This window comes from Pseudomonas sp. TE3-3-F2023, assembly GCF_036784815.1.
Taxonomy (GTDB): domain Bacteria; phylum Pseudomonadota; class Gammaproteobacteria; order Pseudomonadales; family Pseudomonadaceae; genus Aquipseudomonas; species Aquipseudomonas pudica.
This window is the reverse complement of the sequence record NZ_CP145113.1, coordinates 551,751-570,141: the sequence shown is the minus strand read 5'-3', so window position 1 is coordinate 570,141 and position 18,391 is coordinate 551,751. Positions and strand designations below refer to the sequence as shown.

Annotated in this window: 19 protein-coding genes; 11 read left to right on the top strand and 8 right to left on the bottom strand. The window is 63.5% G+C overall.

The genetic code is table 11. From position 1 onward, the window contains the following. Positions 1-13 precede the first annotated feature (13 nt). Both V3314_RS02525 and V3314_RS02520 read right to left on the bottom strand, forming a co-directional pair. Positions 14-832, bottom strand: coding sequence for an alpha/beta hydrolase (locus V3314_RS02525; protein WP_046613730.1), 819 nt, complete (start codon positions 830-832; stop codon positions 14-16). A gap of 120 nt (positions 833-952) precedes the next feature. Next, on the bottom strand, positions 953-3,316 hold the full coding sequence (locus V3314_RS02520; protein WP_046613595.1) for a penicillin acylase family protein: 2,364 nt from the start codon (positions 3,314-3,316) through the stop codon (positions 953-955). 86 nt (positions 3,317-3,402) lie between these two features. On the opposite strand from V3314_RS02520, the gene V3314_RS02515 reads away from it, so the two are divergent. Next, positions 3,403-3,969, top strand: coding sequence for a sugar O-acetyltransferase (locus V3314_RS02515; RefSeq protein WP_046613594.1), 567 nt, complete (start codon positions 3,403-3,405; stop codon positions 3,967-3,969). Here V3314_RS02515 and V3314_RS02510 read toward each other — a convergent pair. Next, complete coding sequence (locus tag V3314_RS02510; protein ID WP_046613593.1) at positions 3,948-4,517, bottom strand: DUF6436 domain-containing protein; 570 nt, start codon at positions 4,515-4,517, stop codon at positions 3,948-3,950. The two genes, V3314_RS02515 and V3314_RS02510, sit on opposite strands and share 22 nt — an antisense overlap. A 212-nt stretch (positions 4,518-4,729) precedes the next feature. Here V3314_RS02510 and V3314_RS02505 point away from each other — a divergent pair, with 212 nt between their 5' ends. Further along, positions 4,730-5,656, top strand: coding sequence for an alpha/beta hydrolase (locus V3314_RS02505; RefSeq protein WP_135002122.1), 927 nt, complete (start codon positions 4,730-4,732; stop codon positions 5,654-5,656). Here the strand turns inward: V3314_RS02505 and V3314_RS02500 are convergent, their stop codons facing one another. Next, the gene (locus V3314_RS02500; protein ID WP_153671407.1) at positions 5,657-6,409 is read right to left on the bottom strand and encodes a DUF2059 domain-containing protein; all 753 of its coding nucleotides are present in this window, start codon (positions 6,407-6,409) and stop codon (positions 5,657-5,659) included. A gap of 113 nt (positions 6,410-6,522) precedes the next feature. On the opposite strand from V3314_RS02500, the gene V3314_RS02495 reads away from it, so the two are divergent. Continuing rightward, positions 6,523-7,155 (top strand): 2OG-Fe(II) oxygenase, encoded by a 633-nt coding sequence (locus V3314_RS02495; protein WP_046613729.1) that lies wholly within the window; start codon positions 6,523-6,525, stop codon positions 7,153-7,155. Continuing rightward, the gene (locus V3314_RS02490) at positions 7,142-7,645 is read left to right on the top strand and encodes a DUF523 domain-containing protein (RefSeq protein ID WP_046613590.1); all 504 of its coding nucleotides are present in this window, start codon (positions 7,142-7,144) and stop codon (positions 7,643-7,645) included. Before V3314_RS02495 ends, V3314_RS02490 begins: the two co-directional genes overlap by 14 nt. A gap of 122 nt (positions 7,646-7,767) precedes the next feature. Here V3314_RS02490 and V3314_RS02485 read toward each other — a convergent pair whose 3' ends face one another. After that, entirely contained in the window at positions 7,768-8,256 is a 489-nt protein-coding gene (locus V3314_RS02485; RefSeq protein ID WP_046613589.1) for a transporter substrate-binding domain-containing protein, read from the bottom strand. A gap of 223 nt (positions 8,257-8,479) precedes the next feature. On the opposite strand from V3314_RS02485, the gene V3314_RS02480 reads away from it, so the two are divergent. Beyond that, positions 8,480-8,956, top strand: coding sequence for a DUF4399 domain-containing protein (locus V3314_RS02480; RefSeq protein WP_046613588.1), 477 nt, complete (start codon positions 8,480-8,482; stop codon positions 8,954-8,956). A 105-nt stretch (positions 8,957-9,061) separates the two neighbouring features. Here the strand turns inward: V3314_RS02480 and serA are convergent, their stop codons facing one another. Continuing rightward, a complete protein-coding gene (gene serA, locus V3314_RS02475) occupies positions 9,062-10,291 on the bottom strand; it encodes a phosphoglycerate dehydrogenase (RefSeq protein WP_046613587.1) in 1,230 nt (409 codons plus the stop codon). A gap of 170 nt (positions 10,292-10,461) precedes the next feature. On the opposite strand from serA, the gene V3314_RS02470 reads away from it, so the two are divergent. The 4 genes from V3314_RS02470 (at position 10,462) to V3314_RS02455 (ending at position 14,646) form a co-directional block, all read left to right on the top strand. Beyond that, positions 10,462-11,859 (top strand): FAD-binding oxidoreductase, encoded by a 1,398-nt coding sequence (locus V3314_RS02470; protein WP_338459901.1) that lies wholly within the window; start codon positions 10,462-10,464, stop codon positions 11,857-11,859. Positions 11,860-11,884: 25 nt separating this feature from the next. After that, positions 11,885-12,550, top strand: a complete 666-nt coding sequence (locus V3314_RS02465) for a fumarylacetoacetate hydrolase family protein (RefSeq protein WP_039615006.1) — start codon at positions 11,885-11,887, stop codon at positions 12,548-12,550. A 182-nt stretch (positions 12,551-12,732) separates the two neighbouring features. Further along, a complete protein-coding gene (locus V3314_RS02460; protein WP_085601850.1) occupies positions 12,733-13,653 on the top strand; it encodes an SdiA-regulated domain-containing protein in 921 nt (306 codons plus the stop codon). Between the two features lie 90 nt (positions 13,654-13,743). Next, positions 13,744-14,646 (top strand): SdiA-regulated domain-containing protein, encoded by a 903-nt coding sequence (locus tag V3314_RS02455; protein WP_085601851.1) that lies wholly within the window; start codon positions 13,744-13,746, stop codon positions 14,644-14,646. An 88-nt stretch (positions 14,647-14,734) separates the two neighbouring features. On the opposite strand, the gene rpiA is transcribed toward V3314_RS02455, so the two are convergent. Then, positions 14,735-15,409: a ribose-5-phosphate isomerase RpiA gene (gene rpiA, locus V3314_RS02450; protein ID WP_013974672.1), complete on the bottom strand. Its 675-nt coding sequence runs from the start codon at positions 15,407-15,409 to the stop codon at positions 14,735-14,737. A 134-nt stretch (positions 15,410-15,543) separates the two neighbouring features. On the opposite strand from rpiA, the gene ilvA reads away from it, so the two are divergent. Both ilvA and V3314_RS02440 read left to right on the top strand, forming a co-directional pair. Beyond that, positions 15,544-17,058, top strand: a complete 1,515-nt coding sequence (ilvA, locus tag V3314_RS02445) for a threonine ammonia-lyase, biosynthetic (RefSeq protein WP_338459900.1) — start codon at positions 15,544-15,546, stop codon at positions 17,056-17,058. Positions 17,059-17,144: 86 nt separating this feature from the next. After that, on the top strand, positions 17,145-17,570 hold the full coding sequence (locus V3314_RS02440; protein WP_046613582.1) for a DUF2269 domain-containing protein: 426 nt from the start codon (positions 17,145-17,147) through the stop codon (positions 17,568-17,570). Positions 17,571-17,700: 130 nt separating this feature from the next. On the opposite strand, the gene V3314_RS02435 is transcribed toward V3314_RS02440, so the two are convergent. Continuing rightward, the gene (locus tag V3314_RS02435; protein ID WP_135001758.1) at positions 17,701-18,357 is read right to left on the bottom strand and encodes an HAD family hydrolase; all 657 of its coding nucleotides are present in this window, start codon (positions 18,355-18,357) and stop codon (positions 17,701-17,703) included. Between the last annotated feature and the right edge of the window lie 34 nt (positions 18,358-18,391).

The window sequence follows — 18,391 nt, the reverse complement described above, 5'->3', positions numbered from 1 at the left end:
GCCCCCGGCAATATCACTGGTTGCGCGGCAGCCAGTTCAACAGGAATTCATTCACCACCCGCGGGTTCTCCAGGCTGGAGATATGCCCCGCAAACGGAATCTGCGCCGCCAGGCAGCCAATGATCCGCGCCATTTCATTGGACTCTTCCGGCGGCCGTGGAATGTCCTGGTCGCCGCAGATCACGATGGTCCGCTCACTTACCAGTTCTCCCAGTCGCGACAGCAAGTCTGGCCGGCCAAAGATCACTCGCCCCATCGGGTCGAGACTGTGCCGAATCACCTCGGCACTGCTCGCCTTCAATGCTGCGCGGAAGCCTTCGCGCACTTGCGGCACAGTCTGCCCGCCTGCATGGAAGAAGATCGGTACGACGATGTCCAGCAATGGCTCCGGGAACAGCCCTGCAGCACTGGCGGCGTCAAGCAGGCCGAAGTACTTGAGCCGGGTCGCCTCCGGCTCGGCACCGAGGTACGTGTCCATCAGCACCAGGCGGTCTACCCGCTCAGGGTGTTCCAGGGCCAGTTGCGCGCCCCACATGCCGCCGACCGACAGGCCGACCAAATGGCATTTGCCAATGTCCAGGGCGTCCAGCAGTGCCAGATGCTGGCGGGCCAGAGCGCTCATGTCGATGGTCGTGGCAGGCGGAGCATCTGAGACGCCGTGGCCCCACAGCTCGGGGACGATGACGCGGAAGTGTGCTGACAAGGCTTCGATTTGTGGCTGCCACATCTCGGCGGACCACAGGTAGCTGTGGCCGAGCACGACCGGAAAGCCCTGGCCCTGGTCGATGTAGCTCATGCGGGCGCCGTCGATTTCGATGAAGTGTCTTTGCATGGAATGGGTCTCGGCTGTGAGTGCTGTGAGGTATTCGAAATTGTCGGGGGCCGCTTTGCGGCCCATTCGCAGCACAAGGCTGCTCCTACCAGGATCGCGGTCTCTTGCAGGAGCAGCCTTTTACTTGGCTGGCACCAGACGCAACGTACTCTGCGCCGGAATCACCCCCATCTGCGCCTTCTGGTACTGCCCCTGCACGTACCCTTCGGCCTGATCCGCAAAATGCCTGTCGAACGGCACGCCACTCTGGCCGACCGGGTTGGTGGTTAGCGCCTGCCCGGCATCGGCAAAGTCGACCAGCCGCCGCGTCGACGGCCCATAGGTCACCGGCCATGGCGCCGGGCCGATCTTCGCAGATAGGTTGTTCGGCACTTCATGAGTGCCCGGTGCGGCGAACGGGCCAACGTTGAACAGCAGGTTCAGCGGCTTTTTGACCCCCAGCGGGTGGTTGTGGGTCAGGGTATGGGCCTTGCCCCACTGCCAGCTGGCAGGATCATTCCCCAGGGTCTTGCGCAGGTGCTTCAAGCTGTTCTGCCACGCCGTGCGCACCACGGCGGTTCGATCGGTGCGCTGGTTGGTTCCGCGGGTGTTCCACCACGGCGAATCGGCATCCGCTGCCAGGCGCGGCAGGGCGGCGTCGATGGCGCGGGTGCTGATCAGCACCGGGAACCAAGTGTCGCCCAGCTCGTCATGCAAGGCCGCGAATGCCAGCTCATAGAGGAACTGGTTGAACAACGTGGCACTTGTCGAGTCGAGCGGGTAGTCGCCGCTCCAGGCTGCCAGTTGCTCGACCAGTTCCTTCTCTTCGTCACCTTCGGCTACTGCGCGCAGCGTTGCCAGCAATGGTGCAAGGGTGCGCGGGCCATGGTCGCTGGCGGTGTCCAGCTGCAGCGCCTGGCTGTTTTGGGTATCCCACTTCACCGCGGGGTTGGCCAGGTGGCGATCGAGCTGGCGACCTCGGTCCGGCAGGTTGTAGTAACCGGGGATCGGCACCGCCGCCGGAGGCTGGTAGTTGGCCGAGACAATGTAGCCGCGCGGCGGGTTCTCCTGCTGTGGGTTGACGCTGAAGGGATAGAAGCCGAGCTTGTCGGCCTGCGCACTTGCACCGTCAAGGATGAACGCGGGGTCGACGCCGTCGGGGCGGATCGGCAACTGCGCCGCCGCCCACCAGCCGATATCGCCACGGGCATTGGCCCACACCAGGTTAAGCCCTGGCGCATGCACCTTGGCCGCGGCCTCGCGCATCTTGCCCAGGGTATCGGCGCGGTTGAGCTGGTAGAAACCGTCGAGGATCGGGTTTTCGGTTTCCAGGAACGCCCACCACATGGCGATTGGCGTGGGCCCGGCAGTGGCGCCCAGCACGTCGTTGACGATCGGGCCATGGGGCGAGCGACGCAGGCTGAGGGTGACCGGTGCTTCGCCTTTGACGGCAATCTGTTGCTCGGTCTTTTCCAGCGCCTGCCATTTGCCATCGACCATCACCTGGTTGGCGTCGGCCGGGTTGGTGCGTTCGGCGATCAGGTCGACGTCGTCGTTCTGGAACATGGTCAGGCTCCAGCCGAAGTCGCGGTTGTGGCCGAGCAGGGCGAACGGGTTGAGAGCCTGGAAGTAGCCATACAGGTTGAAGCCCGGCGCCGACAGCTCGGCCTCGTACCACACAGCTGGCACTGCGAAACCAATGTGCGGGTCACCGGCCAGCAGCGGCTTGCCGCTGCGGGTGCGGCTGCCGGCCACGGCCCAGGCGTTGCTGCCTTCGAATTGCGGGATGCCCGCATCGCCCAGCGCGTCATGGCTGAGGCGGGCGAGCGCCTCCAGGCTTTGCCAGTCGGCAGCGGCCAGCGGTGTACTCAGGGCGCCCTCGGGCCGCCAGGCGAGATCGAAGATCTTCAGGTACTCCGGGCCCAGCTGGTCGCGGATGTAGGTCAGCGCGGGCTCGGTGCGAAACGCGGCGGCAAAACTGTAGGCTAGGTAGCCGGCGATGCTCAGGGTGTCTTCGGGGCTGAACGGACGCGGGGTGATGCCAAGCAGGTCGAATTCCATGGGCTTGGGGTGGCTGGCCTGCCAGCTGTTCACCCCGTCGAGGTAGGCTTGCAGGGCTTGCCAGGCGGGTGATTGCCGGTCCTGACGCTTGGCCATCAGCGCTGCCTGTTCGCGAATACGCAGGCTGCGGAACAGGGTGTCGGTGGGCAGCAGCTTGTCGCCCAGCACCTCGGCCAGCTCACCCCGTGCCAGGCGGCGCAGGATCTCCATCTGGAACAGCCGGTCCTGGGCATGCACATAACCGAGGGCGCGGTACAGGTCCTGTTCGCTCTGCGCCTGCAGGTGCGGTACGCCGCGGGCGTCGTAGCGCACGCTGACCGGCGCCTGCAGGCCGGCGATCGCCACCTCGCCCTCGCGTTGCGGCAGCTTGCCCTGCACGTACCAGTATCCGGCGCCGGCGGCCACGGCAACCACCACGGCCAACAGGGTCAGGCTGCGCTTCATGCAGGCTCCTTGTGCGTTCAAGAGAAAAATGTGGTCCGATGATCGGCGGATTCGCGAACAGAGCATAGCCCCAGGAAGGAGTTTCCATGTCCCTCAGCGAAAAACAGAAAATGCTTGCAGGCCAGCTCTACCACGCTGGCTGCCCCGAGCTGCAGGCCGAGCAGATCGCCAACAAGCACTGGATGCACCGCTACAACAGCAGTGTCGAATTGCTCAACGACGCACGTCATGGGCTTTTGGTAGAGCACTTTGGCCAGGTCGGCGAAGGCGCGGTGATCCGCCCGCCGTTCTATTGCGACTATGGCTACAACATCAGCGTCGGCCGCAATACCTTCATGAATTTCAGCTGCGTGATCCTCGACGTGCTGCCGGTGCGTATCGGTGACGACTGCCAGATCGGCCCCAACGTGCAGATCTATACCGCTGACCACCCGCTCGACCCCGAGGTGCGCCGCACAGGGCTGGAGAGTGGCCGGCCGGTGACTATCGGCAACAACGTGTGGATCGGCGGCGCGGCGATCATCCTGCCGGGGGTGACCATTGGCGACAACGCCGTGGTGGGTGCCGGTAGTGTCGTTACCCGTGACGTACCGGCTGGTGCGGTGGTGGTGGGCAACCCTGCGCGGGTGCGTCAGCCGGCCCAAGGGCAGTAGCAGCCCACCGCCAGGGTATTGGAGGCACTCACCTGGCGGTCGTCGAGTAGCGCCTTGAGGATCGGCTCGATAAAGCTGTTGCTGGCGTTGCACACCGCGCCTTCACTGTAGGGGCCGAAGTAGGCCAGGTTACCTTGCCGGTCCCAGATGGCCACGGCCGGGGAGGCGGGCAGGTTTTCGCTGCCGGGCACGCTGGCGAGTGGCTTGAGGGCGGTGAGGTTGGCGGGCAACTGGCCGTGGCTGTCGGGCTTTTGCAGCACGTGGAAGGTCACACCCTGGCTGGCGAACTGGCTGACCAGGTCGCCCAGGTGCTGCTGGTTGCCGACGTTGCACGGGCAGGCCGGGTCCCAGAAATGTACTACCCGGATCGGGCCGGGGCCGGCCAGTTCGGGGGGCAACTGCAGCTGGCTGCCGTCGAACAGCGTGGCCTGGTTGTCGAACGGGCGCAGGTAGCGGGCCTGGAAGGCGGTGTAGGCCTGCCAGACCAAAGTGGTGCAGAGCAGCAAGGCGAGGGCGATCAGGACTGGTTTGGCAAGGCGGGTCGGCATGGATGTCTGTGGGTTTCTTGTGGTGGGTCCACTGGCCCTATCGCCGGCAAGCCAGCTCCCACAGGATATCACCAGGCCTGAGGCCGGTAACCTGTGGGAGCTGGCTTGCCGGCGATAGGGCCGGTACAGGTGACACATAGTCCAAGCTTGCCACGACGCCAGCCAGAGCTGAATATCCCAGATCAATACTTGCTTCACTGTGGATGTACCCGATGCCCGCTGCCTTTAACCCCGACCTCCTGCGCACCAGCCTGGCGCCGTTGACCGCTCGCCAGCCGTTGTCGGCGCAGGCGCAGGACTACCAGCGCTTCTACGGCTTGAGCCTGTCGGCCCACAGCTGGCTGGGCGGCTTCCAGGCCGCAGGCTTCGAGCTGGTCGGGCAGGCCTGGCTACCCGAGCAGCCGAGCGCGACGCTGTTCCTGTTGCACGGCTATTACGACCATATGGGCCTCTACCGGCATGTGATCGATTGGGCGCTCAAACAGGGTTTCGCCGTGATCAGTTGCGACCTGCCCGGCCATGGCCTGTCCAGCGGCGAGCGGGCCAGCATCAGTGATTTCGCGGTGTATCAGCAGGTGTTGGAAGCTTTGTTCGAGCAGGCGCTCACGCTGCAGCTGCCGCGCCCCTGGCACCTTTGCGGGCAAAGCACCGGTGGCGCCATCGCCGTGGACCACCTGCTGTACCAAGGCGCGCGCAGCCCCATCGATGGTCAGGTCATCCTGTTGGCGCCGCTGGTGCGGCCTTGTGCCTGGCGCTGGTCAAAGCTGAGCTATCGTGTGTTGCGTCACTTCGTGAATGGCATCGAGCGGCGCTTCAGCGAGAACACCAATGACCCGAGCTTCCTGCCGTTCCTCGAAGCCGACCCGCTGCAACCGCGCCGCCTGCCAACGGCCTGGGTGGGCGCCTTGATTGACTGGGTCAAACGCATCGAGGCCGCTCCGCGCAGCACGCGGCGGCCGTTGATCGTGCAAGGAGAGGCGGATGGCACAGTGGATTGGCCCTACAACCTCGAAGTGCTCAAGGCCAAGTTTGCAGAGCCGCAGATCTTGATGCTGCCCGAGGCCCGTCACCACCTGGCCAACGAGTTACCGGGCATTCGCCAGCGCTACTTCGACTTCATCGACCAGCGCCTGGGCTGATCACTTCAGGTCGCTGCTGCTCTGGCCAACCGCCAGGCCTGCGCGAACGGCGGCCAGGGCGGCCTGGTAGTAAGCCTTGCCGTCTGGCGACTCGGCAAAGGTAGCGAACTCTTCCAGTTCGGCGTCAGTCAGGTCGCGGTAGACATACAGCAGGGTGTTGTTGAGGTCTTCGCCAATCTGGCTCATCAGACGCTGGCGCTGGCCGTCGAGCAGGCCTTGGGCCTGGCCGCCGCCGAACAGGCCGGGGATCATCGAGCTGAGGCTGTCGGCCGCCACGCCGGCGATGGCCAGGCTCACTTCGGCGCCGGCTTCGCGCGCCGGCAGGGCTTGGGCCAGGTGGCCGATTATCAGCAGGCGATCATCGCTGGCCTGGATCTTTGGCAAACCCTTGGCATTCCTGGCCAATTCGTCCTTGCGTGTGGCCTTGAGCTCCGCAGCCACCACCTTGCGCCCCAGCGGCGACTTGAAGAAGGCCAGCGCCGGTGCCGGGTTGGCCAAGGTTGCGCGCAGTTGCGCCTGGGCGCGACGGTCCACCGCCTGGGCCTGGAAACGCTGGTTGCTGTTGTTGACCAGCGCCTGGTACACGGCGGGTGGCAAACTGTTGCGGTAGCGTTCCTGGGCGGCGGTCAGGGCATCATTGAAATGGGCGCGCTGGTCGGGCCAGCCGGCGGCCTTGTACAGTTGATCCAGGTTGTCTGCCCAGACAGGCACGGTGCAGATCATCAGCAGAATCAGGGAAAACAGACGGCGCATTCAGGACTCCTGTCGGCAGGTGGCTATTGTCCGTGGCCGGGCGCCGGTTTGTCGAGATATCCGCGTGCTTCTCGGCCAAGTGGCGCTGTGCGCCGGCAGGGCTAATGGATATGATGCGCGCCATGCACATCTCCCCTGAACACCCGATACTTGCGGCCGTCGTCGACGATCTGGCCACCCATGGCTGGTCCCAGCAGGCGCTTTTTCTGCCTGCCGACCTGGTGCGCGCGCTGGCGGCCGAGTGCCGGCGCCGTGATGCCGAAGGCGAGCTCAACCCCGCGGGGGTTGGGCGCGGTGCTGCGCAGGAGGTGCGCGAGGCAATTCGCGGCGACCAGATCCAGTGGATCGATCCCGGCCAGGCCGAGGCCTGCGACCAATACCTGGCCGCTATGGACCAGTTGCGCCAGGCCATCAACCAGGGCCTGTTCCTGGGCCTGGAAGACTTCGAGTGCCATTTTGCCCTGTACCCGCCGGGGGCGTTCTATCGCCGGCACCTTGACCGTTTCCGCGACGATGACCGGCGCATGGTGTCGGCAGTACTGTACTTGAATGAAGACTGGCAGCCGCAGGATGGTGGCCAGTTGCGCATGTTTCTGGTGGACGGTGTCGAGCATGATGTCGAGCCGGTGGCGGGCTGCCTGGTAGTGTTCCTGTCGGGCGAGGTACCCCATGAGGTGCTGCCGGCAGGGCGTGAGCGGCTTTCGTTGACCGGCTGGTTCCGGCGCCGTGGCAATGACCTGTTCTGACCTGCCCAAGGTGCTGGTCAGCGCCTGCCTGCTGGGGCAGCCGGTGCGCTATGACGGCCGCGCCAGCGGCCACCCCGACCTGTTGCAGCGCTGGCAGGCCGAAGGGCGCGTGGTGCCGTTGTGCCCGGAAGTGGCGGGTGGCTTGCCGACCCCACGGCCGCCGGCAGAGATACCGGGCGGGCAGGGTGGGGAGGTGCTCGACGGTGGCGCGCGGGTACTGACGGTTACGGGCGAGGATGTCAGCACCGAGTTCCTGGCCGGGGCGCAGCGGGCGCTGGAGCTGGTGCGCCGTCATGGCATTCGTGTGGCCGTGCTGAAGGCTGGGAGCCCTTCGTGCGGCAACCGGTTGACCTATGACGGCACGTTCAGTGGTGTGAAGGTGGCCGGGGAAGGGGTGACCACGGCATTGCTGCGGCGGGCGGGGGTGCTGGTGTTCAGCGAGCTGGAGCTGGACGAGGCACAGCAGGCTCTGATTGAGTTTTCTGCTTGAACCTGTACTGGCCTCTTCGCGGGCTCGCCCGCTCCCACAGGGATAGCACCCGCTCCCGGGCCTGTGATTAACCTGTGGGAGCGGGCGTGCCCGCGAAGAGGCCAGTACAGGCAATAAAGAACTTACTGCCCGTCCGCAGTCTCAGGTACACCCTTGAACCACTTCTGCTCAAGTTCGGCAGTCCGCCCGCTGTCCTTGAGCCGTTGCAGTGCATTGTTCACCGCACTCTCGAACGCCGGGTTGTCCTTCTGGAACGGGATCACCAGCTGCTTCTCGCCAAACGGCAGGCTCACATCGAGCGGGCCGTCATTCTTGGGCGATTCGCTCGACGGGGTCAGTGCGATGTCGTACTTGCCGGTCTCGACACCCGGCAGCACCTCTGCCGCGGGCGCTTCGATAAATTCGGCGCGCAGGTCCAGTTCCTTGGCCAGCGCCTGGCCGAAGTCGATCTCGAAGCCGCTCAGGTGGTCGTTTTCCTTGAATGCGTACGGCGAGTTGTCGACCTGTACGGCAATGCGCAGTTCGCCCCGGTCGGCAATTTCGTCTATCAGCTCGGCCTGAGCCAATGGCGTGATCAGTACCGCCAGCATTACTCCTATGGTCGAACGCATGAAAGCCCCTTTCTCTTTGGCATTTGAATAACCTTCGCCACGGCTTTCTTCCTCGCCGTGGTCGAGCGCAGCCTATGACCTTGAAGCCTCGGCCTTGTTTAACCCTGATTGAAATATTTCTGCCTCAGGATGTGAACATCTGGGCGCACATATCAACTAAGGTGAACCACCGCCGCCACTGGAATACTGGCGGCGGTCAATAAGTGAATCACAGGAGAAGTGAATGAACAGCCTATTTTCGCGTGCTGCCGTTGCTGGTCTGTTGATGGGAGCGTCAATGTTCGCAAGTGCCGCAGATGCCCTGAAAAGCCAGGAGCCGCCCAAGGATGCCAAGGTCTTCATCGTTTCCCCCGCCGATGGCGCTACGGTCGACAGGACCTTCACCGTCAAGTTCGGCATCGAGGGCATGGCGCTCAAGCCTGCGGGCGACAGCACCCCGCACACCGGGCACCACCACCTGCTGGTGGACGTGGATAAAGAGCCGGTGGCCGACATGCCGCTGCCATCTAGCCTGATGCCACAGGCCGGCACTGCACTGCCGGATGGCCCGCAAGTGCTGCACTTCGGCAAGGCGCAGACCGAAACCAGCATTACCCTGACCCCTGGCAAGCACACCCTGCAGCTGGTGCTCGGTGACCAGTATCACGTGCCGTTCAAGCCGAGCGTCGTGTCGCAGAAGATCACCGTCGACGTTAAATAGGTGTTGGGTTCTTCGCGGGTAAACCCGCGAAGCAGGCGGCACCAACGTCACAGGCAAAAGAAAGGGAGGCCACCAGGGCCTCCCTTTTTCATGCCGCCAGCGAACTTAGAACAGGACGCGGGAACGGATGGTGCCCTTGACCTGTTGCAGCTTCTCTTGCGCCAGGTCGGAGTACTCGGCGTCAACGTCGATCACCACATAACCAACTTTCTCGTTGGTCTGCAGGAACTGACCGGAGATGTTGATGCCGTTTTCGGCGAATACCTTGTTGATCTCGCTGAGCACGCCCGGGATGTTTTCGTGGATGTGCAGCAGGCGGTGCTTGCCTGGGTGCGCCGGCAGGGCCACTTCCGGGAAGTTGACCGAGGATACCGACGTACCGTTGTCGCTGTACTTGACCAGCTTCTCGGCCACTTCCAGGCCGATGTTGGCTTGTGCTTCAGCGGTGGAACCACCGATGTGCGGGGTCAGGATCACGTTGTCCAGGCCACGCAGCGGGCTTTCGAACTGCTCGTCGTTAGAGCGCGGCTCGACCGGGAACACGTCGATGGCGGCGCCGATCAGATGCTGGTCCTTGATGGCGGCGGCCAGGTGGTCCAGCTCGACCACGGTGCCACGGGCAGCGTTGATCAGAATCGCGCCCTTCTTCATCGAGCGGATTTCCTTCTCGCCGATCATCCACTGGGTGGACGGCAGCTCAGGCACGTGCAGCGAAACGATGTCGGCCAGGCCCAGCAGCTCGTGCAGGCTGGTGACCTGTACGGCGTTGCCCAGTGGCAGCTTGGTCAGCGGGTCGTAGAAATACACCTGCATGCCCATGTTCTCGGCCAGGACCGACAGCTGGGTGCCGATCGAGCCGTAACCGACGATACCCAGCTTCTTGCCGCGGATTTCGAAGGAGTTGGCCGCGCTCTTGATCCAGCCGCCACGGTGGCAGGAAGCGTTCTTCTCGGGGATGCCGCGCAGCAGCAGGATGGCTTCGGCCAGTACCAGTTCGGCTACCGAACGGGTGTTGGAGTATGGCGCGTTGAACACGGCGATGCCGCGCTCGCGGGCAGCTTCCAGATCGACCTGGTTGGTGCCGATGCAGAAGCAGCCAACGGCGACCAGTTTCTTGGCGCAGTCGAAGATCTCTTCGGTCAGCTGAGTGCGCGAACGGATGCCGATGAAGTGGGCATCAGCGATCTTTTCCTTCAGCTCGGCTTCCGGCAGCGAACCAGTGAGGTATTCGATGTTGGTGTAGCCGGCGGCCTTGAGGGTATCGACCGCGTTCTGGTGCACACCTTCAAGAAGAAGGAACCGGATCTTGCTCTTGTCGAGAGAAGTCTTGCTCATCTGCGTAAACCTGTATCCCGGAGAAAAAATGGCGAGGGTGATGCCAGGCGCAAAGGCAGCCTTAGCATGAACAGCGGGAGGGCTATGCTAGCATACGCGACACAATCTGAGCTTATCCCGACAGGTGAAGAGTGCTCAGGGTGACTATGAATAAGTCGAGAGTTCCAGCGATGACCCACCCCGCTGTTATTGATGAACTGATGACCCTGGTCGACCCTGGCAAGGTCCTGACCGACACAGCTTCCCTGGAGGCCTATGGCAAGGACTGGACCAAGCACTATCCACCGGCTCCCAGCGCCATCGTCTTCCCCAAGACGGTGGAGCAGGTGCAGGCGATCGTACGCTGGGCCAATACGCACAAGGTGGCGCTGGTGCCGTCGGGCGGGCGTACCGGGCTTTCCGCAGGCGCCGTGGCGGCCAATGGCGAAGTGGTGGTCGCCTTCGACTACATGAACCAGATCCTCGATTTCAATGCCTTCGACCGCACGGTGGTCTGCCAGCCAGGGGTAATTACCCGCCAGTTGCAGGCCTATGCCGAGGAGCAGGGCCTGTATTACCCGGTGGACTTCGCCTCCAGCGGCTCCAGCCAGATTGGCGGCAATATCGGCACCAATGCCGGCGGGATCAAGGTGATTCGCTACGGCATGACCCGCAATTGGGTGGCCGGGCTCAAGGTGGTCACCGGCAAGGGTGAGCTGCTGGAGCTGAACAAGGGGCTGATCAAGAACGCCACCGGCTACGACCTGCGCCAGTTGTTCATCGGTGCCGAAGGCACCCTGGGCTTCGTGGTCGAGGCCACCATGCGTCTGGACCGTGCGCCGCGCAACCTCACCGCGATGGTGCTGGGGACCCCGGATTTCGACTCGATCATGCCGGTGCTGCATGCCTTCCAGGGCAAGCTGGACCTGACCGCCTTCGAGTTCTTTTCCGACAAGGGCCTGGCCAAAATCCTGGCGCGTGGCGATGTGCCGGCGCCGTTCGATACCGACTGCCCGTTCTACGCGCTGCTGGAGTTCGAGGCCAGCACCGAGGAGGTGGCCAACGAAGCCCTGGCCACCTTCGAGCACTGCGTCGAGCAAGGCTGGGTGCTGGACGGGGTGATGAGCCAGAGCGAGACCCAGCTGAAAAACTTGTGGAAACTGCGCGAGTACCTGTCGGAAACCATCTCGCACTGGACCCCGTACAAGAACGACATTTCGGTCACGGTATCGAATGTGCCAGCGTTCCTGCGCGATATAGATGCCATCGTGGCCGAACATTACCCGGATTACGAAGTGGTGTGGTACGGCCACATCGGCGACGGCAACCTGCACCTGAACATCCTCAAGCCCGAGCACATGAGCAAGGATGACTTCTTCGCCTCGTGCGCCAAGGTCAACAAGTGGGTGTTCGAGATCGTCGAGCGCTACAACGGCTCGATTTCCGCCGAGCATGGTGTGGGCATGACCAAGCGCGACTATCTGGGCTACAGCCGCTCGCCCGAAGAAATCGCCTGCATGAAGGCAATAAAGGCCGTGTTCGACCCTAACGGCATCATGAATCCGGGTAAGATCTTCGCACCTGAATAGAAAGCAGTATCCAGAGGAGTCGGCCATGAGTTACCAGCACCAGTACGTAGACGGCACACGCATTCACTTCCCACTGGGCAAGGTGGTGTGCATCGGCCGTAACTATGCCGAGCATGCCAAGGAGCTGGACAACCCGATCCCCACCGAACCGCTGCTGTTCATCAAGCCGGGCAGCTGTGTGGTGCCGGCCGAGGGCGGCTTCAAGATTCCAGTGGAGCGCGGCTCGGTGCACTATGAAGCGGAAATTGCCGTGTTGCTGGGCAAACCGCTGTCGACTCATCCGAGCGAGGAAGAGGTGCTGGACGCCATTTCCGGTTACGCCCCAGCGTTGGACCTTACCCTGCGCGATGTGCAGGCCAAACTGAAGGAAAAGGGCCTGCCATGGGAGCTGGCCAAGTGCTTCGACGGCGCCTGTGTACTGCCGCCGTTCGTGTCGGCCGCAAGCTTCGAGGATGTGACCGACATCCCGGTGCGCCTGACCGTAAACGGCGAAGTTCGCCAGGACGGTAACAGCGCGATGATGCTGAACCCGATCGTGCCGATGATCCAGCACATGGCCGCCCATTTCTCGCTGCAGGCGGGGGACGTGATCCTGACTGGCACCCCGGCGGGTGTGGGGCCGTTCAATGTCGGTGACGAACTGGTACTTGAGCTGCCGGGTGTGAGCCGCTTCGAAAGCCGGGTACTCTGATTCGAAACCGCGTCGCCTTCTTCGCGGGTAAACCCGCTCCCACAGGAATATCGCAAGCTTCAAACCTGTGGAGAACCCTGTGGGAGCGGGTTTACCCGCGAAGAGGCCGGTCCTGTTTACCGATTTTTCACACCTGATCCGGATAATGCGCGAATCTACGCCCATTTGCCCAGGACCCCCGCATGCCATCTCCCACCAGCGCTCCGGCAACCCCCAAGCGTCGTTTCTTCCTGCGCTGGCCCTTCGGCCTGGCCGCGGCGGCGGTAATCGGCTATGGCGTTGCCGTGGCCATGCATTGGGATGATCGCGGCGCGCTGTGGGTCAAGGAAGGCTTCGAAAGCACCGCCGAGCGCAGCGAAAGCGTATGGCTGCCGGACTACCAGGTCGACATCGATGCCAAACCGCTGCCAGGCATGGACGACGATGAGGCCTCGGATGTGGCCTACAACCCGCGTACCCGCACCCTGTTCGCAGTCATGGGCAAGAACCCGATCCTGGTCGAACTGAGCCTGGACGGCGATGTACTGCGCAAGATCCCGCTCAACGGCTGGAACAACCCGGAAGGTGTCGCCGTGCTGGAAGACGGCTACCTGGCAATCACCGATGAGCGCCTGCACGACCTGACTGTGGTCAAGGTGGATGCACAGACCGCCTCGTTGAACCATGATGATTTCCAGAGCCACGACCTGGGCCAGTCGGTGAAGAGCAACAAGGGTTTCGAGGCGGTGGCCTGGGACCCGCTGCGCCAGCGCCTGATCATCGGAGAAGAGCGCCCGCCCAGGCTTTACACCTGGAACACCGATGGTCGCAGCCCGCTCACGGGTGAAAAGCAGCCGTTGCCCAACGATGAACTGGACCTGCGCAACCTCTCGGCGCTGAGCGTCGACCCGCGTACCGGCCACCTGCTGGCGCTTTCCGCGGATTCCAACATGCTGCTGGAGCTGGATGAGCAGGGCCAGCAAGTCAGCTTCATGACCTTGCTCGGCGGTTTCAACGGCTTGCGGGACACCATTCCGCGTGCCGAAGGGGTGGCCATGGACGACAAGGGCAACCTGTATATGGTCAGCGAGCCGGCCCTGTTCTATCGCTTCAGAAAGAACTGAGCCCAACATCCGACTTTTCGGATGCTGGCATTAAGCTTTACTTCAGTTGTTCATGGTTAGATTCGCCACCCCTATGTCGAGTCTGAACTCATGCGCCGTTTTGTTCGCCCGTTCCTTGTCCTGGCCGCCGTCGGCCTGCTCCTGCTCGGCCTGGCCGGGCAGCAGTTCCGCCTGTTCGAGCGAGGCTGGTTCAACCTCAAGGTCTGGTGGCAGCCTGCCGAGCAGAGCATTGGCCTGGACCGTTACCGGGTGGTGGTGGAGGCTCAGCCGGTCGAAGGGCTGGATGACGACCTATCGGCGCTGACCTACGATCCCGATCGCAAGACCCTGTTTACCGTCACCAATGCCCGCTCGGAGCTGATCGAGCTGTCGCTGGACGGCCGGATCCTGCGCCGGGTACCGCTGACCGGCTTCGGCGACCCGGAAGCCGTGGAGTACGTCGGGCCCAACAGCTATGTGATTACCGACGAGCGTCAACAGCGGCTGATTCGCGTGCGCCTGGAGGACGACACGATGTTCCTCGATGCCGGCGATGCCGAGCAGCTGACCCTGGGCATCGGCCTGAACGGCAACAAGGGTTTCGAGGGGCTGGCCTACGATTCGGCGGGCAAGCGCCTGTTCGTGGCCAAGGAGCGTGACCCGATGCTGATCTACGAAGTGCATGGCTTCCCGCACGACAACCCTGAGCAGCCCTATGCGGTGCATGTGGTGCAGGATCGCAAGCGCGATTCGCGGCTGTTCGTGCGGGACCTGTCGAGCTTGCAGTTCGATGAGCGCAGTGGGCACCTGCTGGCGCTGTCGGACGAGTCGCGGCTGGTACTGGAGCTGGATGTGGAGGGCCGGCCGCTGAGTACCTTGTCGTTGCGCAAGGGGTTCCAGGGGTTGCAGGCGACGGTGCCGCAGGCGGAGGGGATTGCGATGGATGAGGCGGGGACCATCTATCTGGTCAGTGAGCCGAACCTGTTCTATGTGTTCAAACAGCCAGCGGAGTGAGCAGCATAAGGCTGCCCCTACAGGAAGTCGCGTACTCTTGTAGGAGCAGCCTTGTGTTGCGAATCGAGGGCGAAGCCCTCGCCGCAGGTTACTCGGCCTTCAGGCTTTTCACGCCCTCAGAGGTACCCAGCAGCAGCAAATCTGCCGGACGCGCCGCGAACAGGCCGTTGGTCACCACGCCAACGATGGCGTTGATCTGCGCTTCCAGCTCCACCGGGTTGGTGATCTGCAGGTTGTGCACATCGAGGATCACGTTGCCGTTGTCGGTAACCACGCCTTCACGGTACACCGGGTCACCACCCAGCTTGACCAGCTGACGCGCCACGTGGCTGCGGGCCATGGGGATCACTTCGACCGGCAGCGGGAAGGCGCCCAGCACCGGTACCAGCTTGCTGGCGTCGGCGATGCAGATGAAGGTCTTGGCCACGGCGGCGACGATCTTCTCGCGGGTCAGGGCTGCGCCGCCGCCCTTGATCAGGTTCAGGTGCGCGTCGCTCTCGTCGGCGCCGTCCACGTAGAACTCCAGCTCGCTGACGCTGTTCAGCTCGTAGACCGGGATGCCATGGCCCTTCAGACGCTGGGCGGTGGCTTCGGAGCTGGCGACCGCGCCGTCGAAGGCGGTCTTGTGCTGAGCCAGGGCGTCGATGAAGAAGTTGGCGGTCGAACCGGTGCCGACGCCGACGACGCTCTTTTCATCCAGCTTGGGCAGAATGAAGTCGACAGCGGCCTGGGCGACGGCCTGTTTGAGTTGGTCCTGGGTCATGCGGGCTCCGAGAGGGGCAGGGCGGTTTCGAAAAGAGCCTAGTATAACGGCTCGGGCGGCTTTGCTGTGGTCGCCCGACGTAGCGCTGGGGTAGACTCCCAGCCCTTGTCCCGCGGCCCAGTGATGCTTTCCCGATGCTCGAACAGTACGTCAAGAAGATCCTCACCTCGCGCGTCTACGACGTTGCGGTAGAAACCCCGCTGCAGAGCGCCGGGCAGCTGAGCAAGCGGCTGGGCAACCAGATTCTGCTCAAGCGTGAAGACCTGCAGCCGGTGTTCTCGTTCAAGATTCGCGGGGCCTACAACAAACTGGCCCAGCTGACCCCGGAAGAGTTGGCCCGTGGCGTGGTCACCGCCTCGGCAGGCAACCACGCCCAGGGCCTGGCCCTGGCCGCGCGCGAGATGGGCATCAAGGCCACTATCGTGATGCCCAAGACCACCCCGGAGATCAAGGTCGAAGGCGTGCGTTCGCGGGGCGGCAAGGTGGTGCTGCATGGCGACTCGTTCCCCGAGGCACTGGCCTATTCGCTGAAACTGGTCGATGAAAAGGGCTTCGTCTACGTGCACCCCTACGACGATCCGCACACCATCGCCGGGCAGGGCACCGTGGCCATGGAAATCCTGCGCCAGCACCCAGGCCAGCTGAACGCGATCTTCGTGCCGGTGGGTGGCGGTGGCCTGATCGCTGGCATTGCTGCCTACGTGAAGTACCTGCGCCCGGAAATCAAGGTGATTGGCGTCGAGCCGGACGACTCCAACTGCCTGCAGGCGGCCATGGCGGCCGGCGAGCGCGTGGTGCTGCCGCAGGTCGGGCTGTTCGCCGACGGCGTGGCGGTGGCGCAGATCGGCCAGCACACCTTCGATATCTGCCGCCATCATGTGGATGAAGTGGTCACCGTCAGTACCGACGAGATCTGTGCGGCTATCAAGGATATCTACGACGATACCCGCTCGATCACCGAGCCTGCCGGCGCCTTGGGCGTGGCAGGCATCAAGAAGTACGTCGAGCTTTACGGCGTGACCGGGCAGACCCTGGTGGCCATCGACTCCGGTGCCAATGTCAACTTCGACCGCCTGCGCCATGTGGCCGAGCGTGCCGAGCTGGGTGAAAAGCGCGAAGCGATCATCGCCGTGACCATCCCCGAACGCCCGGGCAGCTTCAAGGCCTTCTGCGAGGCTATCGGCAAGCGCCAGATCACCGAGTTCAACTACCGCAAGCACACCTCCGACGAGGCGCATATCTTCGTCGGCGTGCAGACCCACCCGGAAAACGACCCGCGTGCGGCGCTGGTACAGCAACTGACCGAGCAGGGCTTCCCGGTTACAGACCTGACCGACAACGAGTTGGCCAAGTTGCATATTCGCCACATGGTCGGTGGCCATTCGGCCGGTGCCAGTGACGAGATGGTGCTGCGCTTCGAGTTCCCCGAGCGGCCGGGGGCGCTGTTCAACTTCCTCAACAAGCTGGGCGGGCGCTGGAACATCTCGATGTTCCATTACCGTAACCATGGCGCCGCTGACGGGCGCGTGGTGGCGGGGTTGCAGGTGCCGGAGGACGAGCGCCACCTGGTGCCGTCGGCGCTGGCGAAGATCGGCTACCCGTACTGGGACGAGACTGACAACCCGGCTTACAAGCTGTTCCTGGGCTGAGCGGCTAAGCTGGGGCTGACGGCCCTTTCGCGGGCAAGCCCGCGAAGATGCCTGCACAAAATGGCCTGCTCAAGGACAACCGAGACATGGAAAATCTGAACACCCTCAAGACCCTGCACATCATCGCCACTGCGCTCCTGCTGCTGGGTGCTCTGGGCCTGGCGCTCTGGACCGTGCGCGCCCGCCGCCAGGGTGATGCCGAGGCCTACGCCAAGCTGCTGCGTCGGCCGCTGGTGTTCGTCTGGCTGGTAATGGGCCTGTGCCTGGTGAGCATGCCGTTCACCGGTTGGTGGCTCGTGCACCTTGTGGGCTGGCCGCTGGGGCAGACCTGGGTGCTGGCGTCCAGCGTCATATATACGCTGGGCGCGTTTGCCGTGTGGTGGCTGCTGGTGCGGTTGAACCGGCTGCGCAAGGCTGAGGTGGTGGGGTTGCGCTTTACTCTGGCACTGGCGGTGTTCAGTGGGGTTTGCTTCCTGTCCATCGCCGGGCTGATGGGCGCCAAGCCGGTCTGACAGGCTTGTGCTGTATGTGCCGGCCTCTTCGCGGGCGCGCCCGCTCCCACAGGTACGGCGCAGCCCTCCAGGCTTGTGGTGATCCCTGTGGGAGCGGGCATGCCCGCGAAGAGGCCGGCACAGGAAAACCTCAATCCCGCAGCGAAACCACAGGCCACCCACGCATCTCGGCCTCCGCCCGCAACTTCGGGTCGGGGTCCACCGCCACCGCATGCGCCACCCGCTGCAACAGCGGCAAATCGTTCATCGAGTCGCTATAGAAATAGCTGTCCTCAAGGTCGAAACCGTTCTCCAGCATCCAGCGCTCCAGCCGCGTCACCTTGCCTTCACGGAAACACGGTATATCGGTACTACGCCCGGTATAGCGGCCATCACGCATCTCGCATTCGGTCGCCAGCAACACGCGAACCCCCAGGCGCCGGGCAATCGGTGCGGTGACGAAGCGGTTGGTGGCGGTGATGATCACCAACTGGTCGCCAGCCTCGCGGTGTTGCTGCAGCAAGCTCAGCGCCTTGGGCAGGATGATCGGTTCGATGCAGTCGCGCATGAAATCGCGGTGCCATTCGTCGAGCTGGAGTACCGGTGTTGCCGCAAGGATTTCCATGGAAAAGGCCAGGTAGGCCTGCAGGTCCAGTGTGCCGTTCAGGTATTCCTGATAGAAGCCATCGTTGCGTTGCTTGTAGGCAACCGGGTCGAGGATGCCGCGCTGGCAAAGGTAGTCGCCCCAGGCATGGTCGCTGTCGCCACCGAGGAGGGTATTGTCCAGGTCGAATAAAGCCAGGCGCATCGCGGTCACTCGCATCAGCCACAGGGTAGGCCCG

Excerpts from the sequence above, each read along its gene's own strand:
- V3314_RS02505 (WP_135002122.1), top strand. The coding sequence starts at position 4,730 with ATGCCCGCTGCCTTTAACCCCGACCTCCTGCGCACCAGCCTGGCGCCG.
- ilvA (WP_338459900.1), top strand. The coding sequence starts at position 15,544 with ATGCTCGAACAGTACGTCAAGAAGATCCTCACCTCGCGCGTCTACGAC.
- V3314_RS02470 (WP_338459901.1), top strand. The coding sequence starts at position 10,462 with ATGACCCACCCCGCTGTTATTGATGAACTGATGACCCTGGTCGACCCT.
- V3314_RS02435 (WP_135001758.1), bottom strand. The coding sequence starts at position 18,357 with ATGCGCCTGGCTTTATTCGACCTGGACAATACCCTCCTCGGTGGCGAC.
- V3314_RS02465 (WP_039615006.1), top strand. The coding sequence starts at position 11,885 with ATGAGTTACCAGCACCAGTACGTAGACGGCACACGCATTCACTTCCCA.
- V3314_RS02515 (WP_046613594.1), top strand. The coding sequence starts at position 3,403 with ATGTCCCTCAGCGAAAAACAGAAAATGCTTGCAGGCCAGCTCTACCAC.
- V3314_RS02440 (WP_046613582.1), top strand. The coding sequence starts at position 17,145 with ATGGAAAATCTGAACACCCTCAAGACCCTGCACATCATCGCCACTGCG.
- V3314_RS02485 (WP_046613589.1), bottom strand. The coding sequence starts at position 8,256 with ATGCGTTCGACCATAGGAGTAATGCTGGCGGTACTGATCACGCCATTG.
- rpiA (WP_013974672.1), bottom strand. The coding sequence starts at position 15,409 with ATGACCCAGGACCAACTCAAACAGGCCGTCGCCCAGGCCGCTGTCGAC.
- serA (WP_046613587.1), bottom strand. The coding sequence starts at position 10,291 with ATGAGCAAGACTTCTCTCGACAAGAGCAAGATCCGGTTCCTTCTTCTT.
- V3314_RS02500 (WP_153671407.1), bottom strand. The coding sequence starts at position 6,409 with ATGCGCCGTCTGTTTTCCCTGATTCTGCTGATGATCTGCACCGTGCCT.
- V3314_RS02455 (WP_085601851.1), top strand. The coding sequence starts at position 13,744 with ATGCGCCGTTTTGTTCGCCCGTTCCTTGTCCTGGCCGCCGTCGGCCTG.
- V3314_RS02490 (WP_046613590.1), top strand. The coding sequence starts at position 7,142 with ATGACCTGTTCTGACCTGCCCAAGGTGCTGGTCAGCGCCTGCCTGCTG.
- V3314_RS02510 (WP_046613593.1), bottom strand. The coding sequence starts at position 4,517 with ATGCCGACCCGCCTTGCCAAACCAGTCCTGATCGCCCTCGCCTTGCTG.
- V3314_RS02525 (WP_046613730.1), bottom strand. The coding sequence starts at position 832 with ATGCAAAGACACTTCATCGAAATCGACGGCGCCCGCATGAGCTACATC.
- V3314_RS02480 (WP_046613588.1), top strand. The coding sequence starts at position 8,480 with ATGAACAGCCTATTTTCGCGTGCTGCCGTTGCTGGTCTGTTGATGGGA.
- V3314_RS02520 (WP_046613595.1), bottom strand. The coding sequence starts at position 3,316 with ATGAAGCGCAGCCTGACCCTGTTGGCCGTGGTGGTTGCCGTGGCCGCC.
- V3314_RS02495 (WP_046613729.1), top strand. The coding sequence starts at position 6,523 with ATGCGCGCCATGCACATCTCCCCTGAACACCCGATACTTGCGGCCGTC.
- V3314_RS02460 (WP_085601850.1), top strand. The coding sequence starts at position 12,733 with ATGCCATCTCCCACCAGCGCTCCGGCAACCCCCAAGCGTCGTTTCTTC.